This is a genomic window from Peptoniphilus indolicus ATCC 29427 (assembly GCF_000227315.1).
Lineage (GTDB): Bacteria > Bacillota > Clostridia > Tissierellales > Peptoniphilaceae > Peptoniphilus > Peptoniphilus indolicus.
The window spans coordinates 156,791-179,148 of sequence record NZ_JH165063.1 but is presented as its reverse complement, the minus strand read 5'-3'; the positions used below and the strand labels follow the sequence as shown (position 1 = coordinate 179,148).

Sequence of the window (22,358 nt, the reverse complement as noted above, 5' to 3'; positions counted from 1 at the left end):
GTTTGAGGGCGGGCCTTTGTTGTTTTATTATTTATGTTTTTTATTTGTCTGTTCATTTTTTAATTCTTTATTTTTCTTGCAATCACGTGCCGCCCCTACGGTTATTGGTAATATTTGTGTCTTATAAAGACAAAATCATATTACCAACCATATGTAAATAAAGAAATCAACCTTGTAAAAGGTCTTTTTCTATGACTTCTTTGGTGTATGCCTTACCAAAGCCGACAATGTCGCCTTCAGGGCCAACAAACACTTTCGCATCTCTGATTGTTGTTTCCAACTCTGTTAGTTCAGTTTTTTCGATGCTTTCTTTCGGGTCTTTGAAACTCATGTTTAAAGTTTTTCCTCCTGTGTCTTTAAAGACAAGTTCTAAAGTTTTCTTAACCATAATTTTCTCCTTTCGTTAGTACTATTCTGTAATTTCCGACTCTGTGATTTTGTAGATTTTTTCTACCGGCGTTTTTAAAAGATTTCCTAATTTAGTCGCTACGTTTTTAACTGCGTCAATTTCGGCGTCTTTATTCAGCCTTGGCAGTATCTTAGACTTGATTTTTTCCTTGCCATCTTCTCCTAAGGTAGCTTTGAACTCAAGTTTTAACTTTGCGCTCTTTACTGTTTCCTTTGCCATGTTATCACCTCCTTGTACTATATATATAGAAATAAGGTGCAAAAGTTACTATTCATTTTTTAAATTTTTAAAAACTTTTTGAACTTGTGTTTTTATAAAAATGAACATAAAAAAACCCGAGATTTCTCTCGGATTTTTATTTTAAGCTAAACTTATTTTGTTTTAACTGCTATTTCAAAAGCATCAATAGCTTCTTGTAATGGTTTTACACCAGCTTTAACTTCTTCTGCTTTTTCTTTAGCTAAAGCTTCTTTAGCTTTTGCTATAGCTTCATCTAATTTAGTGAAAGCTTCTTCTGGAGCCCATTTAGTTCCAGCTTTTACTGCATCTTCATTAGCTGCTTTTTCAACACCGCTTTTAACTTTTTCAGCTTTGTCTATAACTGTTTGAAGTTCAGCTTTTGCTTCTTTTAATTCTTTAGCTACTTTATCTGCTTCTAAATCCTTAACTGCTTTTTCTAAATCAGTTATGAAATTATAAATTCTACCATCAACATTTCTGTCATCAGTAAATCTTACTTCATATTCAACTTTTACATCAGTTTTTGCTAATTTAGCTAATTTATCTAAATCAGAAGTAGCAACTAAATAAGTTCTTGTGTTATCTTTAGCATCTGCATTAAAGTTATCACGAGCTTCATTCATTACAACAATAGATTCATTTGGTGAGAAGTTTCTAGTGATTACAACTTTACCTACGTGAGTTCTATCACTAATAGTAGTGAACATACCCTTAATAGCTCCTTCAAGAGCTGTGTTTGCCGGAAGAATTGAAAGTACTTCTATCTCAGTTGTAACTTTGTTATCTTTTCTTGCAAATTGAAGTTTATCTCCAACTCTTAAGTCTTTGTATTGTTTTGCATTGAAGATATCAGCATCTCTTACGTCTAATGAAGACATATCGCCATATTTATCAACAATATTAATTATTCTCTTGTCATTAGCAAATCCTCTAACTTCTACGATTGGGAAATCATTAGTTTTGCTATGGTCAATTACAGTAGTAAGTCTATCGTTGTATTGAACTTTTATAACATCATATAGATCACCATAGTTATATGGGAATGCTTTTGTGTTATTTAAGAAGTTTCTTTCAACTAATTTTCCATCAGTATCTTCAAGAGTTGTATTTCCTAAAGAACTTGCTTGGTTAACTACTCTGAACATTTCAGCTTTAGCTGATTTAGCTACAACGTTGAATACTACAACTTTAGCAGTTCTTGCATCTCTTTGGTTGAAAGCATCAACTACTGCTTTGTGTCCGTTTACATCATATCCTGCATAAACGTTAGGAACTCTATCTAAGTGTCTGTAACCAATTAGGCTGATAGCTTCGTTAACATCTTTAACTTGTCTCATAATGTTATTAGCTGGGTTAGCTACGAAGAATTTTGTATCGTTAGTTAAATCTAATGTTACGTTATCTCCTGCAACTCCTCTAACAAATTCGATAGTTTTAGCTTTTAAACCATCTTTGTCAAGTTTAATGTTTACATAACCATTTTCAACTCTTGTATCTTTAAGGCTTGCTACATCAGTATATCCTGTTTCAGCAACTTTTTCAGCTACTCCGTTCCATCTTGATTCTTCAAGAGCTAATTCTCTTGGGTTACCAAGTTCAAGGATGTGAGTTACTTCTTTTTTATCATTAGTGATTACTCTAACTAAAGATCCTAGGTAGTAGTTTGGATTACTTAAGTTATAAACTTTTACTACATTTGATCTATCAAGTGCTGCAGTATTTACAAATACTGTATCAGTAGTGATAGTGTATTCTTGTTCTTTAGCATCTTGGTTAAGAACTAATTTGTCTCTGTTTAAAGAAGAAAGTACGCCAAGTTTTTCGTTAGCTGCAGTTCTTCTGAAGTTCTTCATCTTGTAAAGAGCGTTGTATACCATTGTGAATGCGTCGCCTCTGTTAGCAGCTGCGTTTGAATCAGCAACAGTTACATCATCAAGAATTCCTAATTGTTGTGCCCATGTTAACCATAGACCAGCCCATTTAGCGTTAGCTTCTTTAACCATATCAGCTGTTAGATCAGTTTTAACTAGAACTACTAACATTTTTGCAAGTTCTGCATATGTTACGTTGTTTTCCGGTTTGAATGATCCATCTGGGTAACCTTGTAGCATTGGTTGTCCGTTAGTTGCTGAAGGAACTGTTGTACCTACAGTGATAACGCCGTTTGCCCAATGTGAGTTATCAACATCGCTGTAAAGTTTCATAGCACCTTGTAATTTAGCTGCTAGATCTTTGTTTCCGTTTGCAATAGCTAAAAGCTTAGTGATTTCAGCTCTTGTAATGTTTTTGTCTAGTCCTAGACTTCCATCTTCGTAACCTTCAACTAATTTTTTATCAACAACGTATTGGATTTTGTTATCCTTACCTGTGATTTTTTCAACTTTTTCAGTTGTTTTAGTTTCGGCAGCGAAAACAGATGTGAATGCGCCTAGTACCATTACTAGTGTTAGTACTAGAGATAATAATTTCTTGTTCATCTTGTCTTTCGACCTCCTTAAAATTTTTGTAGACCTACAAAAGTCTTAAACTTTTGCTAGACTGCTTGAACGAACAGTCTTTTCAGAGGTGACAAGTTAAACATTAGTCACATGGATTAATATTTAGTTGTCATTGTTCCTCGTTGTTATTATTATACACTATTACGTTTAAATGTAAAATTACAGTTGTGTTACATTTTTGTAACTTGATGAAACATTTTTGTAATCACGTGCCGCCCCTACGGTTTTTGAAATTGTTTGTTTTACGGGCGGGCCTATATTGTTTTGTCATTTATGTTTTTTTATTTTTTTGTTTTATTTTAATTCTTTGTCTTTCTTGTAATCACGTGCCGCCCCTACTGTTGTTTCATTAATTTTTGATATTTCAGCGTGTAATCACACAACGAAAAGAAGAGACAGATTTCTCCATCTCTTCTTCTTTTGTAGGAATTAAGTTATTTTTTTGTAGGAATTAAGTCATGTCGTACGCTCTTTTAAAGTTATTTAATTCTTGTCTTGTGACAATCCACTTTAATAGATCATATATAAAGAATTTAAACTTGGCGTTCCAAACATTAGAGTAACATTTCCAATACCCCACGCATTTACAGTCACATCGTTTTTCTTTAAAAGCTATTACATCTTTTAAAGGATATCCCAGGAATATGCCCACTTCACAAGGACAACTCGGACCGTTGAAATGTTGCTTTAATATATTTAAAGATTCACGCATGTCGCATTCATACGCATAGCCATATTCAGAAAGAAATTCTTTAATTTTCACGTCCTTGATTCTATTTTTTAATCTTTGCGGATGGTACAAATAGACAAGTACCGAATCTTCACTACACCTTAATATTATGGAATCTAATTTGAGGAGTCTTTCAAAGGCGGTGTTATGTTTTATCCAACAACTTTTTAAATCTCTACCGGAAGATTTTAAGTTAATGAGTGTGCCGACCTTTCTACCGTAAACAGTAGGTGCTGTATAGAATTTTAAAAGAGCAAGTACATAATTATAATCGTCTAATTCTTTAATTTTAAAGAAATACTTGCTGAAGTCCGCTTTTAATTTATGCGTTGGCAAGAAGTTTACCAAGAGCTTCACAATCCTCTTTGTCATCTTCTTTAGGTTGATCATAAACTGCTAGAGGTTCATCTACTAATTTCACGCCAAAACCTTCAAGCTCCTCTTGCCAGTCTCTAATCCACTGTCCATCTGCCCATTCATAAGATCCGAAAATCGCAACTTTTTTAGTGGAAAGCAATTCATTTACACTGTCCATGAAAGGACGCATATATCCTTCTTCAAGTTCTTCAGCTCCCATTGCCGGGCAACCAAATGCAACTTTATCAACATTTTTTACATCATCAACTGTAGCATTTGATACTTCAATTACTTTACACTCTTCACCAGCTGCTTTCACGCCATCTTCTATGTAGTGAGCCATCTGTTCAGTGTTACCAGTGCCACTCCAATAAATGATATTTACCATTTCTAGCTCCTTTCTCTATCGAAAAACTTTTTTAAACTAACTAAGGGTTTGTATGAACAACTGTTTTAAGAAGTTTTTGATAGTGTTTATCATTTACAAGTATTATTATACGTTCCTCGTTATTGTTTGTCAATACTTTTTGATAAATTTTATCATTTATTTTTTTATTCTCTTTAAGCCTTGAATTTACTGATATCTAAGGCTATTTACTATTTATTTTTTAAAAATAATTTATTTTTTAATTTATATTTTTATATTTTATACACTTAACATCAGTTAATATAATCTTTTTATTCCATGAGTCTTTTATTAATGCTTTCGGATAGACTTCACGTTATTGCGTTCTCGCGAACCCTATTGAGTTATGTATTGATATCTTTATATTTTTGTTATTAAAACAAAAAACGGACTGCACTGCAATCCGTTCATAATATAATTCTATTTAAAAAACTCACTTCCCATTTCAAATAAAGTATCTGCGCTTATATTTTCACTTGTCATAAAACTATATAGTATTCCATCTTCCTCGAAAAGTAGGTGATGTGAAATAGAGGTTTCTCTTTTTGTACCCTCTCCACCAATTCCAACGTTAAAGAAAGGGTCGTTTTTAGAGCGTTCTTTTTCTTCCGTGGTCATTTCTTTTTCACTTGCTAAAAATAAGCTCTCAAGTCTTGTGAAATAGAATTTATGCCCGTCTATTTCTTTAACTTCAGTGTGTTCTAGAGTATCTATTTTTGGAACGTTAAATGGTACCTTGTCTATATTCACTTCTAAAAGTTCTCCACCTTCATTTTTATATGTTACATCGATGGCTTTCCTCTTATTCATTTGACTACCATTTTCATCAACATTGGCAAGATCTTCTATTCTAATTCCATCAAACTTAAAGTCTCCTATAGTTTCGGGGACAACTGCTTCAAATCCTGCTTTCTTTTCAGCTTTTTTAATATCTTCATATTTTGTATAGTTGTAATAAGAAGTTGAAGAGCTTATTGTGCCTGTTATAGTACCTATTGCATAAACTCCTCCTCCTATTAAAATACAAATCACTAAAGCTGCTGCTAATTTTAATTTCTTCATTCTCTTCATCATAAATCCTCCTCTTTCTCGTTCCAAGTCTCTTATTTGTAAATCAATCTTATTTTTTACAAAGTCGGAAGGAAATACTTTATCAACAGAAGAATTAATTTGTTTTTTCAATTCATCTTCAAATTTTTCTTTATCAATCATTTGCTTCCTCCCTTTTCGGCAATACAACTTCTGAATTTAGCTTTTCCAATTCTCTTTTCAAATCTTTTCTAGCCTTATACAGCCTTGACTTGACAGTTCCTTGAAAACTCCCGCAAATCTGAGCAATTTCTGCAATTGTGAAATCATTGTAATAATATAGCACTATGACTTCCCTAAGTTTTGGTTTTAGATTCATAAGACAAATTTGAATCTCATCTTCCAATGCAATTTTATCTTCTTGGCTATTTTCAGTTCCCTTGACTTCAATTTTTTCTAAGATATCTTGTTCCGGAAATTCTCTTTGATTTTTATTGTATTTTTTATAGGCTCTATTTTTTAAAATGGCATACAGCCACGTCTTCAATTTAGTATGGTCTTTTAAAGCAGACATATTTTTATAAGCCGATACAAATGTATCCTGTAGTACATCTTCTGCATCATAAGAATTTCCTAAAATCAAATATGCTGTTCTATATAACATTAAATGGTACTTTCCATATAATTGGTCAAAAGCTTCTTTGTCGCCGGCCTTTATAGCTTCGACCATTTGGATATCATCCATGCTCAGTCTCCTTCCTTTTTTGATGCATCTATATATAAGATATGTATTATGATTAAAAGGTTCATTTTATTTAAAAATATTATAAATTATTTTTAGATTTGATGTTTAATTGCATATAAAAAAGAGCCTGTTTCCAAGCTCTTAATTATATAAATTTCTGTCCCCAAACTTGATTTTACTATCCACAACTACTCTCTCTGAAGGTAGTTCATATTTATCCACCATAGTAAAGAGTACCTTTGCAACTTCTGCTCTACTCATTGGATTATTTGGATAGAGCATACCTCCTGCTCCGCCATTTACAACTCCAACTTTCACAAGTGCTCCAACGTAGCCTTTGTTTTCATTTCTAATAGAAGCTGAGTCTGCAAACTTAGATGCTGCAGCAGAATCCGGTTTTACTTTGTATATATAACCGATTATTCCCATTACTTCTTGTCTAGAAATAGGTTTGTTTGGATTCAAAGCTCCAGTTGTCGGGGTCAAATAACCGGCCTTAATTGCCTTTGCAATATCTTGGTAGTACCAATCTGATGTAGATACATCAGAAAATGTAACTGCATAAGTTTTTTCCAACCCTGCCATGGAATTTATTATGGAATAAAACTCTGCTCTACTCATCATATCGTCCGGTTTAAATGTATCCTGGGCATAACCTGTCATAAAGCCTCTATCACTCATATCGTCAATATAAACTTTAGCCCAATGATTCTTTGTGTCCTTAAATACCTTTGCATATGCCGTGGAAGAATTGAACAAAATCATAAGAGAAAGTAATGTAAACAAAAACTTAACACTTCTTTTCATTCTCATCACCCTAATCTTATTTACAAATTAATTGTAACATCATTATATAATTTATTACTTTAAATTTGTGTTACAGATAATCTGAGGTTTGTAATAATTCTGAAATATTTACATTTTATGGGTATAATTATTGTAAAATCTAATTTAGATATTCAAATTAGCAGGAGGAAAAATGGAATTATTAGAATTTTTAAAATCTCAAAATGTAGATGAAAATTTACTAAACGAAGTAAATAAATTTAGAGCTTATTATAAATTGGATAAAGATTTGAAGTACAGAGTTCCTGAAGTCAATTTTAAATTTTATGGAAAGGAAGTTTGGGAAAAGGCAATAGCCGGAATACTTTCCGGCAATCACATACTTTTAACAGGTCCTAAGGCAACCGGTAAAAATGTGCTATCTGAAAATTTAGCTACACTTTTTAGCAGACCTCTTTGGACTATTTCTTTGAATGTAAACACAGACTCAGCTTCCCTTATAGGAACTGATACTTTTAGAGATAACAATGTTATTTTAAAAAAAGGTCCTGTGTATGAATGTGGAGAGTTCGGAGGCTTTGGAGTGTTTGACGAAATAAATATGGCTAAGAACGAGGCGCTTTCTGTTGTGCATTCCGCTCTTGACTACAGAAGAATTATAGATGTGTCGGGATACGGCAGACTTAAATTGCACGAGGCGACAAGATTTATTGCAACTATGAACCACGGATATATTGGGACGAGAGATTTAAACGAGGCGCTTGTATCCAGATTTATGGTAATTGAAATGCCGACTATTTCAGAAGAAAACTTAAAATCTATTTTAAGAGATAAAACTAAACTTACTGAAAAATACATTGAATTGTTTACAAGATTTTTCTTGGATATTGAATTAAAAAGTTTAAATTCTGAAATTTCTTCAAAGCCTATCGACTTGCGTGGTCTACTCGGAGCTATAAAGCTAATGGAAATGGGACTTGATATAAAAAGTGCAATCGAAATGGGCATAAGTCATAAATCTTTCGATTCTTATGAAAGTGAAATAGTTGGAGATGTTTTAAAAACTTTGATTAGAAAAGACTTAAAATCTGAGGAATTATTTAATGAGTAGGAATAAAAATATTGTATGGACAATTTCAGAAGATTACTCAGATGTAAACACAAATTCCTTTTTATCTGAAACTCCTTACAAACTTGCCTTACTTGGAATTTCACATAAACTCTACAATAAATTTGCAATCGAAAAGTTTTTGAGTTTTCACATAAATTCCAAAACCAACTATAAAGATTTAAAGATGATTATGGCACTTGCCATTGAAAACGCAACAAGAGAAAAACTTTTTGAATTTCGCCCGGGAACGGTTGACTTTTTTGAAGAGTTTTTAAAAAGTTTAAAACACAAATATGAATTTTTAGAGCCAACTTCTATAAGTGAAGAATTGGAGCGAGCTTACTATTCGAGTTTTTTGAACAAACCAAGAATTGTAAACGGAAGTCTTGAAGAAATGTTAAATGAAATAGAAAATTTTCATTCTCTAGGCACTTATGAGCTCTTAAATTTTTTAAAAAATCTATATCAAAAGTATTTTCATGTTTATGACACAATGCCAACAACTGATAAGGTTGAAAAATTTATAGAAAAAGTTAAATCTAAACAGATAATAAATCCTATGGTTGTAAATGTGAAAGAAGTTGAAATTTCTGACCTTGAAAAATTCAATATAGAGTCTGCCGAGTTCACTCAATCGATTTATGAAGATTTGAAAGAAGTTATAGACAAGTCAAATATAAAGTCAGGGGCTAAGGATTACTCGGCTATAGTAGAGAGAAGATATGGCAAATCTATTGGAAGACCAAACGAAATAAAAAAGCTTGAGAGTGAAATTTGCACCGGAATACATGAAAATGTAAAGTTGCATTTTACCAATGGCGAATACACTATGAAAGATTCTTTCTTTAAAGCTCAAGCTGATGAAGTTCATACTAAAAATTTAGAAAAATATCGTGCAGATGAGTTGCACTTTAAAAGAGCCACAATAAATTTAAAAGAAGTGTTGAAAAACTCAATTTTAAAAAATTCTGAACAGTACAACATTAGAAGTACAATGGGAGAGTTAGTTGCAAGCGAAATTTGGAAGAGTTTATATTCTAACAATCAAAAAGTTTTCAAAAGAAACTATTCAGATGACCTTGGAGATATTTCAGTAGATATCCTATTAGATTCTTCCGCTTCTCAAACTGTTAGGCAGAGCGAAGTTGCAATTGAGGCCTTTATAATCGCAGAAGCGCTTACTTCTTTAAATATAGATACAAGGGTTATTTCATTTAACAACTTTTTTGACAGAATGATTATAAAGACTTACAGAGACTATCACGACTCAAAGCTCAAGAACTCAGAAATTTTTAAATTCCAAGGCTCCGGTAGCAATCGTGACGGATTGGCTATAAAATTGATTACTAACTTGATAGAAAAAAATCCACACGATAGAAAATTTTTGATTATTCTTTCAGATGGTAAGCCGAATGACGAAACGGACCTCGGTTTAATTGGCATGGCAGACCTTGGTGTTGAAAATTATGTTGATGAAATTGCAACGTTTGACACTTACAATTCAGTAATGAAAGCAAGGCTTATGGGGATAAATGTGTTAGGTGTATTTACAGGTCTTGAAGAAGATTTAGAAACAGAGAAAAAAATATTCGGCAGTGACTTTGCATACATCACTGATTTAAAAAGATTTCACTCAATTGTCGGAATATTCTTTAAAGCAATTGCAAATAAAATAAATTAAAGTCGCCTTAGTGATAAGACGACTTTTTCTTACTCATTCGCTTCCTTGCTGTTTATGAAGATAAAACCACCTAGAGAATAGGCAAGCGGAATAATCAAATCCATATATACCTTGTAAAATGTTAGCTTACTTATCACAAAGATTAAGCTGATTGCAACTATCCATATTGCTAAATTTATCAAATATTTTTACTTTTATATAGTTCTTTACCTTTTTTGTATAGTTCTTTTCTAATAACTCAATAGTTAGATGAAATAGACACATTGCCATTCCCACTAAATAACCTATATGAGTTATTGGCTCTTTTGACCATTGCACGTCTGTATTCATAAGGTATATGACTCTTTCTCTTGTCAGTTGTTGCCATTTTGGCCACACTTCAAGACCATGATACCTTACCAAGACATATATACAAAATATAAAAAATAAAAAGTAGACTACACTTATTTTTCTTCTAATCTTCATTTGTACTCCTATTACCAATCTATCTTAATAAATTTAAACTATATCCCTTTTATTTTGTACATTAATTAATTGATTCTACATTAATTAATCCTCAAAAATGTACCCCTGTTATTATGCCTATATAAATTAAAATAATATTTCATACGTATCTCTAAATATGTCTAAATATTTTATTTAACTTAATATATTTTTTACTTTTGTCAATAATCATGCTAACCTAATAATTACATATAAAAAATGGCACTTCTAAAAGAAATGCCATCCAATTTTAAATTATTTCTATTTATCCGAAAAATCCATTTATTATCAAAAGAACTACAAATCCTATAGCCCAAGCTATTGTTGTTGGGATAGACCAAATTCTAATTTGCTCTTTAGCGTCGCTTATTCCCATAGTTCTATTTACAACCCAGAAGAATGAATCACTGAATTGGCTGAAGAATAATGAACCTATACATGCTGAAAGTGTGGCAAATGTAGGATTAACTCCTAAGGATGTCATAATAGGGGCAGTGATTGAGGCTGCTGTAAGCATTGCAACTGTTCCCGAACCTTGGATAAGTCTCATCATTGTAGCTATTATAAATGGTAAGAATAATGGCGGAATTGCTGTTGTGGCAATGCCTTTTGCTATATATTCTCCAACTCCGCTTGTTCTAAGTACAGAACCTAAAGCTCCACCACCGCCTGTTACAAATATTATTATTCCGGCGGATGCTAAACCTTTTTCCATCATCTTGGCAACTTCATCTCTTGGTGCGTCTTTAGCAAGTAAGAACAATGCTAAGAGAACTCCAACCGCAACGGCAACTATAGGCGCTCCTGTAAAGTTTATTATCCATTTTAAAGTTTCATTTTCAACTCCAACTAATGCCGTTACATTTTGTAATAGTATCAACACTATTGGAACTAATATTGGCAAGAATGAAGAAAATGCGCTTAGTAAGTTTTCATCAAAGTCAGCTAAAATTTCATCAGCCACAGCTTTGCTTCTCTCTCTTGTCCAACCTTCTCCATCTTCTGTAGGAATTTGATAAATCTTTTTACCAATGTATTTTGCATATACTAAACAAGCTGCTGACATAGGTATAGCTATTAATATCCCCCATAATATAAGTGAGCCTATATTGGCTCCAAATATACCGGCCGCTCCTATAGGACCGGGTGTTGGCGGAATTAATGAGTGAGTTATTACAAGTCCAGATGCAAGAGCTACTCCAAGTCCAACCATAGATTTCTTACTTTGACGAGAAAGTGCTTTTGCAAGTGGCGCTAAGATTACAAAGCCTGAATCACAAAATATTGGAATTGAAACTAAAAATCCTGTTATCGTAAGAGCTATTTCTTCTTTGTCTTTACCCAATACTTTTAAGAATGTGTATGCCATCTTTTTAGCTGCACCACTAAACTCAAAAATTTCTCCCATCATAACTCCAAGACCTATTATTACTCCTATACTTCCAAGAGTTCCTCCAAATCCATCGGTTATCGCCTTTATTAGATTAGGTGCGGGAAATCCTCCTATAGCTCCTATTAGTAAACTCGCTATAATTAACGCTAAGAAAGTGTGAACTTTAGTTTTTAAAATCATAAATACCAAGAATATTATGCCTATTACCATGGCTATAATCATTCTCTCAGGCGAAAGCATCAATTCTCCCATTATTTAACTCCTCCACTTTTAAATTGGTTTGCATATTTTGCCGCTACTTTTACAGCTTCTATCATACTTACAGAACTTGCCGTATTAGTTCCGGCTATTGGATAAGCTGTTCCATGGTCTACACTTGTTCTTAAAAATGGCATAGAATTTGTAAGTGAGATTGTCTTTTCAAAATTATATGTCTTAGTTGCAACGTGTCCTTGGTCATGATACAAACTCAAAACAGCTGCGTAACTTCCGTGAAGTGCTTGGTGGAACACAGAGTCTGCCGGCACAGGTCCTGCAACATCGTAGCCTTCTTCTTTAGCTTTCTTAACAGCCGGTTCTATTTCATTCACTTCTTCCCAACCAAACAATCCATGTTCTCCTGAGTGAGGATTAAGCCCTGCAACCGCCATAGTTCCTTTAACTCCCAGCCTGTGCATAGCTTCTGTACATCTCTTTATATAGTCTAAAACTCTATCGTATTTTATTGTGTCTATTGCATCTTTAAGGCTTAAGTGTCTTGAAAGGAAAAATACTCTCAAATTTTCAACTTCGAACATTGTAAGAGGGTCTTTTACTCCGGAAATATCTTCAAACATCTCTGTATGTCCTATATATGGAACTTTTGCTGCTCTTAGAGATTCTTTGTTGATTGGTGTTGTAGCAACTGCATCAACCTCTCCAGCCATTGCAAGTTCTCCGGCTTTTTTCACATATTGATAAGAAGCTTCCCCACAAAGTGCATTCACTTTTCCAAATTCATAGTCTTCTTTAACTATTCCTAAGTCGATAAGGTCTATTGTTCCTTTTTCAAAAAGAGCTTCTGATACTTCTCTAATTATATTAATCTTTAAATCTAATCCTGTTACGTCTAATGCTTTTTTTACTACAAACTCGTCTCCTACTAATATCAATTTTGATATTTCCTGAACTTCATCACTTGCCCATGTGTGCATTGTGATTTCAGGTCCTATACCTGCAGGGTCTCCAAGTGGTATTGCTATAATTGGCTTTTTCATTTATTTCCTCCTCAAATATTTTTTAACTTATTAATGCACTTACTCATTGCAAATTTATCTCCTACCATACCTCCTTTAGAAATTATTCTAAGTTGCGGAAAATACCCGCCCATAATTCTTCCGTACGCAACCAAAGGTAAAACTTCTTCTCTTATTTCAATTCCTATTGCGCCTGATTCTTCTGAAAGGGCAACAGTAATATCTCCTCCAGTGCAAAATACGCCCGAAAAATTATGCTCTAATTTCAAAATTTTGCTCGCCAGTTTTGCAAGCCCGTTTGAAATTTTAATTGATATATCATCTATTGATATGTTTAATCTTTTTGAAATTTCTTTTAAATCTAATCTACTTTGACCGTCTCTATAAGGTGTGGTTGTTATCATCAAAACTTCTGTTTCAAATAACTGAGTATCTGACTCTCTAACTAACTCTGTCATATAAGTTTCTAAATCAGTTTCCTCTACAAATTTTAACGGGTCAACTTCTACTACTTTTACATTGTGGTCAAATATTGTTTCATTAATTTGCTTTATAGTTATATCTGTTACAGAGCCTACAACCATCAATACTTTATTGTCTTTGCCTTCATTTTCTAATATCTTCTGTGTTAAAACTTTAGTAAATGGTCCTGCGTCTACTGCAAAAGATTTTTCTTTGGAAACAACTACGGCTTTTGATATTTCTTCTAAATGTCTATTAGATACTCCATCAAAAATAATCAATTTAGTGCCTTTTTTCTTTTCGCTTTTTATCAATTCAGCTATATAATCTACACCTTTTTCTACGTCTTCTAAATATATAGATTTGACTTGATTTTCTAAATTCTTCGATAACAAAGTTTCTGCATCGTTTGAAAATACCGGTGTTTTTGAATCCTTCCCAGCATCTGTATTCATAAGTAGAGAACCATTTACAATCATAGTTCCATTTACTACAATTCTCCCACTGTCTGGATATGCCGGAACACAAATTCCGATATAGTCTTCAAGTTCATCTAAAAATGCTCTCAATTCACTTCCAAGATTTCCCCTCAAAGTTGAGTCTATTCTCTTAGAATATAAAATAACTTCGTCATCTTTTAATTTTTTTAAGCCTTCTCTAACTCTTTTATAGGCTTCTTCAGGTTCAATAGCCCTTGAATTAGTAGTGTATGCAACAACATCCATATCACTTGGAATTTCATTAAAAGAATTTAAAAGACTGCATGCCGTCAGCCCTATCTTTTTCATTAGGGAGCAATTTGCATTTGCCCCTGTTAAATCATCTGCTACCATTACAACTTTTGCCATATAGCACCTAAACTTTCATATATTTTATTTCAGATTCTATTAATCTTTTTTCAAATTCACTACTTAAACCTTGGTCAGTTATAAATAAATCGAAATCTTTTACATCGTGAACATAGTACAAATTTGAATTATTTATCTTCCCACTATCTGCAATCAAAATAGATTTTTTTGAATTCTTCACCATTTCAATTTTTGATAAAATCTTATTCTCAGATGGAGTGAAAATTTTTAAATCATTCGATATGCTTGACGCACCTAAAAAAGCTATATCTGCAGAAAGTCTTTCAAGACATAGTTGAGTTAGTATCCCATTCATACTATTGGTTTCGTTACTCAATAATCCTCCTAAAACTATTAAATTTATTCCTGATGTTTCTTTTAAATAGTTAATAATGGATAAGTCTTGAGTTATCACATTTAGATGACTAAAATCTCTTAGCTTGATTTTTTTAGACAATTCATAACAAGTACTACCCGAGTCCAAGAAAACTGTCATATCTTCTTTAATCAGATTAATTGCCTCTTCTGCAATTTTTCTTTTTTGTTAATATTTTTCACTTTCTTTTCATCTATAGAAACTTCTACATCTAATGCTCTGCTTGGATAAGCCCCGCCTATTCCTCTTACTGCAAGACCTTTTTGCTCCAGTTCCAATAGATCTCTTCTTATTGTCATCTCAGAGACATTGAATTTTTCAGCTAATTTTTCAATAGTTATAAATTCAGAATTCTTAAGTTGTCTATAAATTTCTTTAGTTCTGATTTCTTTATTCATAGTCTTCACCTAATTTAGATTTTAATCAGATAAAAAAGCATTGTCAATAAAAGTTGTTATATTTTGTTAAATTTGTTATTTTTTTTCATTAATCAGCATAAAAAAAATAGATAGTACATCAAAAATACTATTTTTTGACACACTATCTATTTTATTTTTAATTTTAATTATTTTCTATCGCATCAGTAGGAGCATCTATGTTGTCAAATTTTTCAATATATCCATAAACTGTTCCCCTGTTATAGTTTCTTCTTTTAACAAGTACCTTGCAATTTCATGAAGGGCTTCCATATTGTCTTTTAATATATTTACAGCTTCAAGATGAGCTTTTTCTACTATTTTAAATACTGCATCATCTATTTCAGCTTGTTTTTTAGGTGAAACTGTCAGTGAGGAATCTCCCCCTAAATATTGATTTGTCATAGCTTCCATTGCCACAAAACCAAATTCATCACTCATACCGAACCTGGTTATCATAGTCTTTGCTATTTTAGTAGCTTTTTCTATGTCATTTGAAGCTCCTGATGTCTTCAAATTAAAAATCAATTCTTCAGCACTTCTTCCACCTGTCAAAGTTACTATTTGACTGAATAAATCTTTACTGCTCATCAAGAATTTTTCTTCTTCATCAACTTGCATAGTATATCCAAGAGCTCCTGATGTACGAGGAACGATTGTAATTTTATGAACCGGTGCTGAACCGTTCTGTTTTGCCGCAACAAGTGCGTGTCCAACTTCATGGTATGCAATTATCTCTTTTTCTTTTGGAGAAATTACTGCATTCTTTCTCTCGTATCCGGCCAAGACAACTTCAACGGACTCTTCTATATCTCGTTGGCTCATAAGACTTCTGCCCTCTCTAACTGCCCTTAATGCCGCTTCATTTACCATATTGGCCAAATCGGCTCCACTTGCTCCTGCAGTAGATCTTGCAACTTGATTGAAATCTATGTCAGCTTCTTTTTTTATTGATTTTGCATGTACTTTTAGTATTGCTTCTCTTCCGGCTAAATCCGGAAGTTCCACAGGTACACGTCTATCAAATCTACCCGGTCTTAACAACGCCGGATCTAATGACTCCGGTCTGTTTGTAGCTGCTAATATTACAACTCCATCATTACCTTCAAACCCGTCCATTTCCGAAAGTAACTGATTTAAAGTTTGTTCTCTTTCATCATTTCCACCAAAACCTGCTCCATCACGCTTTTTACCTATTGTATCAATCTCGTCTATAAAGATTATACAAGGTGCTTTTTCATGAGCTTGTTTAAATAAATCTCTGACCTTGGCAGCTCCAAGTCCAACAAACATCTCTACAAATTCAGAACCTGAAATTGAAAAGAACGGCACTTTTGCCTCTCCGGCAACTGCCTTTGCAAGAAGTGTCTTACCAGTCCCCGGAGGGCCTACTAACAAAGCTCCCTTAGGCAACTTAGCACCTATTGAAGTATATTTTTTAGGTTGATGTAGAAAATCAACTATTTCTGTCAAAGCTTCTTTGGCTTCATCTTGCCCGGCTACATTTTCAAAAGTAATGCCGTCTGTTGACTCAACATAGATTTTTGCATTGCTCTTTCCAAAACGCATTGGGCCTATTCCACCTTCTCCACCGAATTTTTTCAGTACAAATTTAAATAGTATTATATAAAGAAGTACCATCATTCCGAAAGTATATAGGAATGATAAAAACATCGCCACCGGAGCAGGAACTTCTTTAGTAAACTCTCTATTCACTTTTACATTATTTTCAAGCATCAAATCCACTATACCTTGATGTCCTTCAACTCTATTTGTCTTATATTCTATAGTTTTATCAGATTTTGAATCTGAAACTTCAAAAGTATAGTTTCTATCTTTTACACTAACTTCCTTAACTTTTCCACTTACTATCATACTTACAAATTGGTCATAAGATACTTCTTTGACTTCAGGCTTTTTCTCTTGTAAAAACCTATTCATAAAAGGAACTAAAAGTATCGCAATTATTGCCAAAATATAGTAGATATTCCTAGGATTTTTTAAGTTGTTAAATTTATCTTTATCTTTATTTTTCATATCTTTATTATCTGCCATTTATTCACTCCCCAACTAAAATATTTGCAGTGATAACATTATACCCATTTTTCTGACCAAATTTAACCTTTATTTTGAAAATAAAAAATTAATATATAAAAGTCAGAAATTTTCAATATTTCTGACTTTTATATAATTTAAAATTTACAAATTTCTATTTAAAGTTCTTCTGTTTTCAAGTGCAGTTGAGATTGTAATTTCATCATAGTATTCCAAATCTCCGCCAACGGGAAGACCGTATCCTATTCTTGAAACTTTAATCCCAAGCGGTTCAATCAACCTTGAAATATAAAGGGCCGTTGTATCTCCTTCAGTTGTTGGATTTGTCGCAACAATTATCTCTTTTATATCTTCTGTTTCAAGTCTCTTTATCAAACTGCCTATGCTTAGTTCATCTGCATGAATTGCTCTTGATGGAGAAATTGTCCCATGTAGTACATGATATAATCCATGATAACAATTGCTACGTTCTAAAGCCTCAACATCTTTAGGGTATTCCACAACGCATATTGTGCTCATATCTCTTGTGTTATCTTTGCAAATATCACAAACCTCTTCATCTGTGAAGTTTTGACATTTCTCACATTTGTGTATGTTTTGTTTTGCTTCAAGCAGGGCATTTGAAAGTTCTCTTACCTCTTCGTCCTTCATGTCTATTACATGATATGCCAATCTTTGAGCTGTCTTACTTCCTATGCCCGGCAATTTATTTAGTTGAGATATTAACTGTTCAATAGACTTTGCACGTTTTGCCATTATTATAGCCCCGGAATATTAAGACCGCCTGTTATTTTACCCATTTCAGAATTAACTTTATCATCGGCTGTTCTCATTGCTTCACCAATAGCTGCTACAATTAAATCTTCAAGCATCTCAACATCTTCCGGATCCACAACTTCAGGATCTATCTTAACACTTATAAGTTCTTTGTTCCCATTAACAGTTGCTCTTACTGCCCCACCGCCTGATGAAGCTTCAACTTCTTGATTTTTTAAATCTTCTTGCAAAGTCTCCATTTGTTTTTGAATCTTTTGCATTTGTTTCATCATATTATTCATATTTCCGCCGCCCGGAAATCCACCAAATCCTCTTGCCATGTTATCCTCCTAAATTTTCTTATAGTTAAATTATATCAATATTTTCTTCGCCGACAAGTTTTTTCAATTTTTCTATACTTTGTTCTCTATTTTTTAAATCTTTTATTTCCAATTTCAGTTCAATTGAATCTCCATAGGTCTCTTTTAATAGAACTATAAGTGCGGTTTTATTTTCATCTCTCGAACTCATCTTATAAAACATTTCATCTACTACATCGAAATATAGTACCACTGTTCCATTTAGAACTTCCATATCACGTACTTTATCTAACAATACCGCCGTTGACATTTTGTTTCTATTTTTTAAATTTGAAATCACTTGATTCCATTCTGATTTTAGCTGTTGAGTTGATAAAGAAACTTCACCTTTTTTAGTGGTTTTTATAGTGTCATTTGAAACTTGTTCATGCTCATCTTTTTCAACCTTATTTGCCACTGCCCTATCAACAGGCTTTTCTTTTGCTCTTTCAACTACTTTAGACTCATTGGACTGAAATCTATTGTCTTTGAATTTATTTAAATCCAAATTGCCAATACTTATAGAGTTTAATTTATCTTCTAATTCTTTCAACCTCAACTCTACATCTGTAACTTGGGTGCACAATTCAACAAGACACATCTCAATCATTACACGCTTGTCCATTGAATATTTAATATTAGAAAGAGTGTTGTTTAATATCTTGATTATCTCTATTATTCTACTTGCTCCTGCTTTTTCAGCTTGATTTTTATATTCTTCAAATTGGCTGGTGTGCACTAAAGTTTCAGAATTAGTTGCACCTATAACCATAACATTTCTAAAGTGGGTTATCAAATCACTTATCAAAATTGTTATATCTTTTCCCGCTTTATACAGTTCATCCATTTCAGCCAGTGATTGTGCAAGATTTCTTTCTATTATAGCATCCGATAAATTGAATAAAAATTTATTCGAAACAATACCCAATATATCAATCGCTCTTTCGTATGTTAATTTTTCATCTGAAAAAGAAAACAACTGGTCTAAAAGCGAAAGACTATCTCTCATTGCCCCATCTGAGCTATTTGCTATTAACTCAAATACCTCCGGTTCAACTTCTCTATTTTCTATTTTTGAAATTCTCTCTAAATTTGAAGATATTTCATCTTCACTTATCCTCTTAAAATTATATCTTTGAAGCCTTGACAAAATTGTTGTGGGAATTTTTTCAGGTTCAGTTGTCGCCAAAATAAATATCAAATGTCTTGGTGGCTCTTCTAATATTTTTAATAGAGCATTGAATGCACCTTTTGACAACATATGAACTTCATCTATTATATATACTTTGTATTTTAAATTTTGTGGTGGATAGACAACTTTATCTTTTAATTCTCTTATGTCATCTACACCATTATTAGATGCTGCATCCATCTCGACAACATCCATAACTCTATCTTCAAGAATTGACCTACAAGATTCACATTCGTTGCATGGATTTCCATCTACCGGATGTTCACAGTTGACTGCTCTTGATAGGATTTTTGCACAAGAAGTCTTTCCAGTTCCCCTTGTTCCTGAAAAAAGGTATGCGTGAGAAAATTCATTATTTATAATTTGATTTTTAAGAGCTGTCGTGACATGGTTCTGTCCAACTATCTCTTCAAATGTTTTTGAACGATATTTTCTATAAAGTGCTTGATACATTTAGTCCTCCTATTTAAATTATAGCATAATGTTTTAAATCTTATTTTTAAATAATTAATTATTTATTATTATAGAAATTTAACTTAACTAACACCTAATTTTCACATAAATAGCTTATTATCTTAGCATACAAATTAGGAGGTATTTAAAAATGACAAATCTTAGAAAAATGTTAAGTATAGCAACTGTAGGAGTTATGATGTTAGGTGTAGTAGCTTGTGGAGCTAAAAAACCAGCTGAAGAAGCAGCTAATTCTGCAAACGCAGCAGCAGCTGAAGCTAATGCAGCAGCTCAAGAAGCTAACAAAGCAGCTAACGAAGCTAAAACTGAAGAAGCTGAAGCTAACAAAGCAACTGAAGAAGCTAACAAGGCTGAAGAAGCAGCTACTGAAGCTGAAGCAGCAGCTAACTCTGCTGAAGAAGCAGCTGACGAAGCTAAAACTGAAGCAAAATAAGAAACTTTCAAAAGTTAGGAAGGCTCAATTCGGGCTTTCCTTTTTAAATGCAATTTTTTTTACTAATATGCTATAATAAATTAAAAAAGAAGGTGATTTAATGTTTTGTCCTAACTGTGGAAATAAAGTTCAATCTTCTGATAACTACTGCTCTAATTGCGGAACTAGTTTAAAGAATGTGAAAATACAAATTATCGAAAATAATACTTCAGAGCAAGAAACAAGAACTTTTAAGCCTCTGACAAATTTGTCCGGTATAGATTCTACAAGTGAATTAAAAGATATTATTAAGGCAGTAGATGAAAAAATATCTAAAAATATATCTGACTATCAAAAACAATCTTCTATTCTAAAAGGTTCTGAAAAACCTTCTAAAGAAAATAAAAAAGAAGTTAAAGATCTTAGCTTGACCAATGAACTTAATTTCAAAAAAGAAAATTTAGACGCTTCAACTAAAGAAGAACCACTAAAAACTCAAAAAACGACAAAATCAACACCTAAATCTACTCCTAATAAAAAAAGCTTTCGAGAAAAATTTAGGGACTTTATAAATGAAGATGATGACCAATTTTCTATATTCTCTTCTCTAAAAGATGACACTGAAAATTTAGATAAAGTTGAACTCACTAAACCGGAGGTTAAAACATTTGAAAATACAATGGACATACCTCCTATAAATGTTATCGAAGAGGAATTGTCAAAGACAAATAAAAAAGATACTACAAATAAAGAGTTTGATAAAAAGATATCTTCTTATGATTATAAAAGTTTTACAGAGCTTGTTAATGCAGAGTTGGAAAAATCTAAATCTGATGTAAAAAATGAACCGTCAAATAAAAAAGATAAAGCTGACGAAAAAACAAAAAAAGATAGTAAAACCAAATCATCTGATAAAAAGCAAACTGTAAAAAAAGAAACTGAGCCTGTCAAAGAAAAGAAACTTGAAAAAAGTTCAGAAAAATCTGTAACTAAAGAAAAATTTATAGACAAGTTTAAAAATAAATTTACAAATAAAGATAAACCTAAAGAAAACTTAAATAAAGAAAAAAAGATAACCCATTTAAACTAAGCAAGGCAAATATTTCTAAAGATCATCATACATTAGAAGATATCTCGGAAACTATGAAGACTAATTTAGTATTTCAAAAACTTAGAAGTATACACACTATTGCAACTAAACTCAATGAAAAGCAACTTTTAATATTTGCAATCTTACTATCTATCATACCTGTTGTAATAAGTGTTGTGAAATGGAATAACTTTTCTCTTATTATTGTTTTTTCACTAGTGATTAAAATTCTAATCAAGTTAGCTCAATTCTACATCCCACTAAATTTAGCTACAGAAAAAGCTTGGATTGATTCGAGTTATAGCGAGATTAAACATTTTGCACTTATAAATTATTTTCTTTCTGAAATAATTATGCTCGTTATGTTTATCTTCTCTCCTTGGTATGGAATATTTTATTTTAAAACTCTATCAGCCTTTACGGCATTTCCAGTTGCAACAATAGTTTTGGTTTTGTTTGCAACTTGTCTATCGGTTTCTCAATTTCACAACCAACTAAAAGAAACTAATAAGATAGATTTTATAGGTTGGTACATGATACTATTCATAATATCTGAGTTCATCGGAAAAATTATATTTATGTTTACTGACATATTAGTATAAAATTGACCAAGTCGAAATTCGATTTGGTTTTTTTGTGCTTATATTTTTAATAATCATACTATACATACCTGTCAAACTATTATTTTTATGAAAACTTATATTTTATTCTCTAATGGTAATTTTTACTGTCTATGCCAATCAATCTAATATATTATTTAATTGTAAATCTTCTATACTAATTTTTATAGTGTAGTATTAACTTTAAATTACACA

At 32.3% G+C, this 22,358-nt stretch carries 23 protein-coding genes; 5 read left to right on the top strand and 18 right to left on the bottom strand.

The genetic code is table 11. The annotated features are described in order from the left end of the window. Window positions 1–166: 166 nt before the first annotated feature. From HMPREF9129_RS07505 to HMPREF9129_RS07470, 8 genes are all read right to left on the bottom strand, one after another. Window positions 167–388, bottom strand: coding sequence for a DUF2922 domain-containing protein (locus tag HMPREF9129_RS07505; RefSeq protein ID WP_004822138.1), 222 nt, complete (start codon window positions 386–388; stop codon window positions 167–169). Between the two features lie 21 nt (window positions 389–409). Next, the gene (locus HMPREF9129_RS07500) at window positions 410–628 is read right to left on the bottom strand and encodes a DUF1659 domain-containing protein (RefSeq protein ID WP_004822137.1); all 219 of its coding nucleotides are present in this window, start codon (window positions 626–628) and stop codon (window positions 410–412) included. Window positions 629–780: 152 nt separating this feature from the next. Next, window positions 781–3,126, bottom strand: a complete 2,346-nt coding sequence (locus tag HMPREF9129_RS10720; protein WP_004822134.1) for an S-layer homology domain-containing protein — start codon at window positions 3,124–3,126, stop codon at window positions 781–783. Between the two features lie 472 nt (window positions 3,127–3,598). After that, window positions 3,599–4,234, bottom strand: a complete 636-nt coding sequence (locus tag HMPREF9129_RS07490) for a DUF3793 family protein (RefSeq protein WP_169311340.1) — start codon at window positions 4,232–4,234, stop codon at window positions 3,599–3,601. Next, entirely contained in the window at window positions 4,200–4,622 is a 423-nt protein-coding gene (locus tag HMPREF9129_RS07485; RefSeq protein WP_004822131.1) for a flavodoxin, read from the bottom strand. The genes HMPREF9129_RS07490 and HMPREF9129_RS07485 overlap by 35 nt, the downstream gene beginning before the upstream one ends. 438 nt (window positions 4,623–5,060) lie before the next feature. After that, window positions 5,061–5,852, bottom strand: a complete 792-nt coding sequence (locus HMPREF9129_RS07480) for a hypothetical protein (RefSeq protein ID WP_004822129.1) — start codon at window positions 5,850–5,852, stop codon at window positions 5,061–5,063. Next, window positions 5,845–6,414: an RNA polymerase sigma factor gene (locus HMPREF9129_RS07475; protein WP_004822127.1), complete on the bottom strand. Its 570-nt coding sequence runs from the start codon at window positions 6,412–6,414 to the stop codon at window positions 5,845–5,847. The genes HMPREF9129_RS07480 and HMPREF9129_RS07475 overlap by 8 nt, the downstream gene beginning before the upstream one ends. A 141-nt stretch (window positions 6,415–6,555) precedes the next feature. Then, window positions 6,556–7,221, bottom strand: a complete 666-nt coding sequence (locus HMPREF9129_RS07470) for an S-layer homology domain-containing protein (RefSeq protein ID WP_004822125.1) — start codon at window positions 7,219–7,221, stop codon at window positions 6,556–6,558. A gap of 172 nt (window positions 7,222–7,393) precedes the next feature. Here HMPREF9129_RS07470 and HMPREF9129_RS07465 point away from each other — a divergent pair, with 172 nt between their 5' ends. Together HMPREF9129_RS07465 and HMPREF9129_RS07460 are read left to right on the top strand one after the other, a co-directional pair. Further along, a complete protein-coding gene (locus HMPREF9129_RS07465; RefSeq protein ID WP_004822123.1) occupies window positions 7,394–8,311 on the top strand; it encodes an AAA family ATPase in 918 nt (305 codons plus the stop codon). Next, window positions 8,304–9,992, top strand: a complete 1,689-nt coding sequence (locus HMPREF9129_RS07460; RefSeq protein WP_004822121.1) for a vWA domain-containing protein — start codon at window positions 8,304–8,306, stop codon at window positions 9,990–9,992. Before HMPREF9129_RS07465 ends, HMPREF9129_RS07460 begins: the two co-directional genes overlap by 8 nt. 126 nt (window positions 9,993–10,118) lie before the next feature. On the opposite strand, the gene HMPREF9129_RS07455 is transcribed toward HMPREF9129_RS07460, so the two are convergent. The 10 genes from HMPREF9129_RS07455 to dnaX all read right to left on the bottom strand — a co-directional run bounded on the left by HMPREF9129_RS07455 (window position 10,119) and on the right by dnaX (window position 20,020). Further along, window positions 10,119–10,457: a hypothetical protein gene (locus HMPREF9129_RS07455; RefSeq protein ID WP_040552813.1), complete on the bottom strand. Its 339-nt coding sequence runs from the start codon at window positions 10,455–10,457 to the stop codon at window positions 10,119–10,121. A gap of 283 nt (window positions 10,458–10,740) precedes the next feature. Beyond that, on the bottom strand, window positions 10,741–12,120 hold the full coding sequence (locus HMPREF9129_RS07450) for a GntP family permease (RefSeq protein ID WP_004822118.1): 1,380 nt from the start codon (window positions 12,118–12,120) through the stop codon (window positions 10,741–10,743). Then, window positions 12,120–13,124, bottom strand: coding sequence for a 4-hydroxythreonine-4-phosphate dehydrogenase PdxA (gene pdxA, locus HMPREF9129_RS07445; RefSeq protein WP_004822115.1), 1,005 nt, complete (start codon window positions 13,122–13,124; stop codon window positions 12,120–12,122). The genes HMPREF9129_RS07450 and pdxA overlap by 1 nt, the downstream gene beginning before the upstream one ends. Window positions 13,125–13,135: 11 nt before the next feature. Then, window positions 13,136–14,413 carry a four-carbon acid sugar kinase family protein gene (locus HMPREF9129_RS07440; protein WP_004822114.1) on the bottom strand — a complete coding sequence of 426 codons (1,278 nt, stop codon included), beginning with the start codon at window positions 14,411–14,413 and terminating at the stop codon, window positions 13,136–13,138. Between the two features lie 7 nt (window positions 14,414–14,420). Next, a complete protein-coding gene (locus tag HMPREF9129_RS07435) occupies window positions 14,421–14,909 on the bottom strand; it encodes a DeoR/GlpR family DNA-binding transcription regulator (protein WP_004822112.1) in 489 nt (162 codons plus the stop codon). A gap of 11 nt (window positions 14,910–14,920) precedes the next feature. After that, window positions 14,921–15,187 (bottom strand): DeoR family transcriptional regulator, encoded by a 267-nt coding sequence (locus HMPREF9129_RS10715; protein WP_004822110.1) that lies wholly within the window; start codon window positions 15,185–15,187, stop codon window positions 14,921–14,923. Window positions 15,188–15,382: 195 nt separating this feature from the next. Next, complete coding sequence (gene ftsH, locus HMPREF9129_RS07430) at window positions 15,383–17,260, bottom strand: ATP-dependent zinc metalloprotease FtsH (RefSeq protein ID WP_004822108.1); 1,878 nt, start codon at window positions 17,258–17,260, stop codon at window positions 15,383–15,385. A gap of 144 nt (window positions 17,261–17,404) precedes the next feature. After that, window positions 17,405–18,016 carry a recombination mediator RecR gene (recR, locus tag HMPREF9129_RS07425; protein WP_004822106.1) on the bottom strand — a complete coding sequence of 204 codons (612 nt, stop codon included), beginning with the start codon at window positions 18,014–18,016 and terminating at the stop codon, window positions 17,405–17,407. 2 nt (window positions 18,017–18,018) lie between these two features. After that, window positions 18,019–18,357 (bottom strand): YbaB/EbfC family nucleoid-associated protein, encoded by a 339-nt coding sequence (locus HMPREF9129_RS07420; RefSeq protein ID WP_004822105.1) that lies wholly within the window; start codon window positions 18,355–18,357, stop codon window positions 18,019–18,021. Between the two features lie 25 nt (window positions 18,358–18,382). After that, complete coding sequence (gene dnaX, locus HMPREF9129_RS07415) at window positions 18,383–20,020, bottom strand: DNA polymerase III subunit gamma/tau (protein WP_004822103.1); 1,638 nt, start codon at window positions 20,018–20,020, stop codon at window positions 18,383–18,385. Between the two features lie 151 nt (window positions 20,021–20,171). Here dnaX and HMPREF9129_RS07410 point away from each other — a divergent pair, with 151 nt between their 5' ends. The 3 genes from HMPREF9129_RS07410 (at window position 20,172) to HMPREF9129_RS07400 (ending at window position 22,145) form a co-directional block, all read left to right on the top strand. Continuing rightward, entirely contained in the window at window positions 20,172–20,474 is a 303-nt protein-coding gene (locus tag HMPREF9129_RS07410) for a hypothetical protein (protein ID WP_004822102.1), read from the top strand. A 100-nt stretch (window positions 20,475–20,574) separates the two neighbouring features. Next, window positions 20,575–21,543 (top strand): zinc ribbon domain-containing protein, encoded by a 969-nt coding sequence (locus tag HMPREF9129_RS07405; RefSeq protein WP_040552810.1) that lies wholly within the window; start codon window positions 20,575–20,577, stop codon window positions 21,541–21,543. 53 nt (window positions 21,544–21,596) lie between these two features. Then, on the top strand, window positions 21,597–22,145 hold the full coding sequence (locus tag HMPREF9129_RS07400; RefSeq protein WP_004822098.1) for a hypothetical protein: 549 nt from the start codon (window positions 21,597–21,599) through the stop codon (window positions 22,143–22,145). The last annotated feature ends 213 nt before the right edge of the window (window positions 22,146–22,358 follow it).

Excerpts from the sequence above, each read along its gene's own strand:
- recR (WP_004822106.1), bottom strand. The coding sequence starts at position 18,016 with ATGGCAAAACGTGCAAAGTCTATTGAACAGTTAATATCTCAACTAAAT.
- ftsH (WP_004822108.1), bottom strand. The coding sequence starts at position 17,260 with ATGGCAGATAATAAAGATATGAAAAATAAAGATAAAGATAAATTTAAC.
- HMPREF9129_RS07440 (WP_004822114.1), bottom strand. The coding sequence starts at position 14,413 with ATGGCAAAAGTTGTAATGGTAGCAGATGATTTAACAGGGGCAAATGCA.
- HMPREF9129_RS07460 (WP_004822121.1), top strand. The coding sequence starts at position 8,304 with ATGAGTAGGAATAAAAATATTGTATGGACAATTTCAGAAGATTACTCA.
- HMPREF9129_RS07475 (WP_004822127.1), bottom strand. The coding sequence starts at position 6,414 with ATGGATGATATCCAAATGGTCGAAGCTATAAAGGCCGGCGACAAAGAA.
- HMPREF9129_RS07435 (WP_004822112.1), bottom strand. The coding sequence starts at position 14,909 with ATGACAGTTTTCTTGGACTCGGGTAGTACTTGTTATGAATTGTCTAAA.
- HMPREF9129_RS07470 (WP_004822125.1), bottom strand. The coding sequence starts at position 7,221 with ATGAAAAGAAGTGTTAAGTTTTTGTTTACATTACTTTCTCTTATGATT.
- HMPREF9129_RS10715 (WP_004822110.1), bottom strand. The coding sequence starts at position 15,187 with ATGAATAAAGAAATCAGAACTAAAGAAATTTATAGACAACTTAAGAAT.
- HMPREF9129_RS07405 (WP_040552810.1), top strand. The coding sequence starts at position 20,575 with ATGTTTTGTCCTAACTGTGGAAATAAAGTTCAATCTTCTGATAACTAC.
- HMPREF9129_RS07410 (WP_004822102.1), top strand. The coding sequence starts at position 20,172 with ATGACAAATCTTAGAAAAATGTTAAGTATAGCAACTGTAGGAGTTATG.
- HMPREF9129_RS07450 (WP_004822118.1), bottom strand. The coding sequence starts at position 12,120 with ATGGGAGAATTGATGCTTTCGCCTGAGAGAATGATTATAGCCATGGTA.
- HMPREF9129_RS07485 (WP_004822131.1), bottom strand. The coding sequence starts at position 4,622 with ATGGTAAATATCATTTATTGGAGTGGCACTGGTAACACTGAACAGATG.
- HMPREF9129_RS07480 (WP_004822129.1), bottom strand. The coding sequence starts at position 5,852 with ATGATTGATAAAGAAAAATTTGAAGATGAATTGAAAAAACAAATTAAT.
- HMPREF9129_RS07455 (WP_040552813.1), bottom strand. The coding sequence starts at position 10,457 with ATGAAGATTAGAAGAAAAATAAGTGTAGTCTACTTTTTATTTTTTATA.
- HMPREF9129_RS07500 (WP_004822137.1), bottom strand. The coding sequence starts at position 628 with ATGGCAAAGGAAACAGTAAAGAGCGCAAAGTTAAAACTTGAGTTCAAA.
- HMPREF9129_RS07465 (WP_004822123.1), top strand. The coding sequence starts at position 7,394 with ATGGAATTATTAGAATTTTTAAAATCTCAAAATGTAGATGAAAATTTA.
- HMPREF9129_RS07505 (WP_004822138.1), bottom strand. The coding sequence starts at position 388 with ATGGTTAAGAAAACTTTAGAACTTGTCTTTAAAGACACAGGAGGAAAA.
- dnaX (WP_004822103.1), bottom strand. The coding sequence starts at position 20,020 with ATGTATCAAGCACTTTATAGAAAATATCGTTCAAAAACATTTGAAGAG.
- HMPREF9129_RS07400 (WP_004822098.1), top strand. The coding sequence starts at position 21,597 with ATGAAGACTAATTTAGTATTTCAAAAACTTAGAAGTATACACACTATT.
- HMPREF9129_RS07420 (WP_004822105.1), bottom strand. The coding sequence starts at position 18,357 with ATGGCAAGAGGATTTGGTGGATTTCCGGGCGGCGGAAATATGAATAAT.
- pdxA (WP_004822115.1), bottom strand. The coding sequence starts at position 13,124 with ATGAAAAAGCCAATTATAGCAATACCACTTGGAGACCCTGCAGGTATA.
- HMPREF9129_RS10720 (WP_004822134.1), bottom strand. The coding sequence starts at position 3,126 with ATGAACAAGAAATTATTATCTCTAGTACTAACACTAGTAATGGTACTA.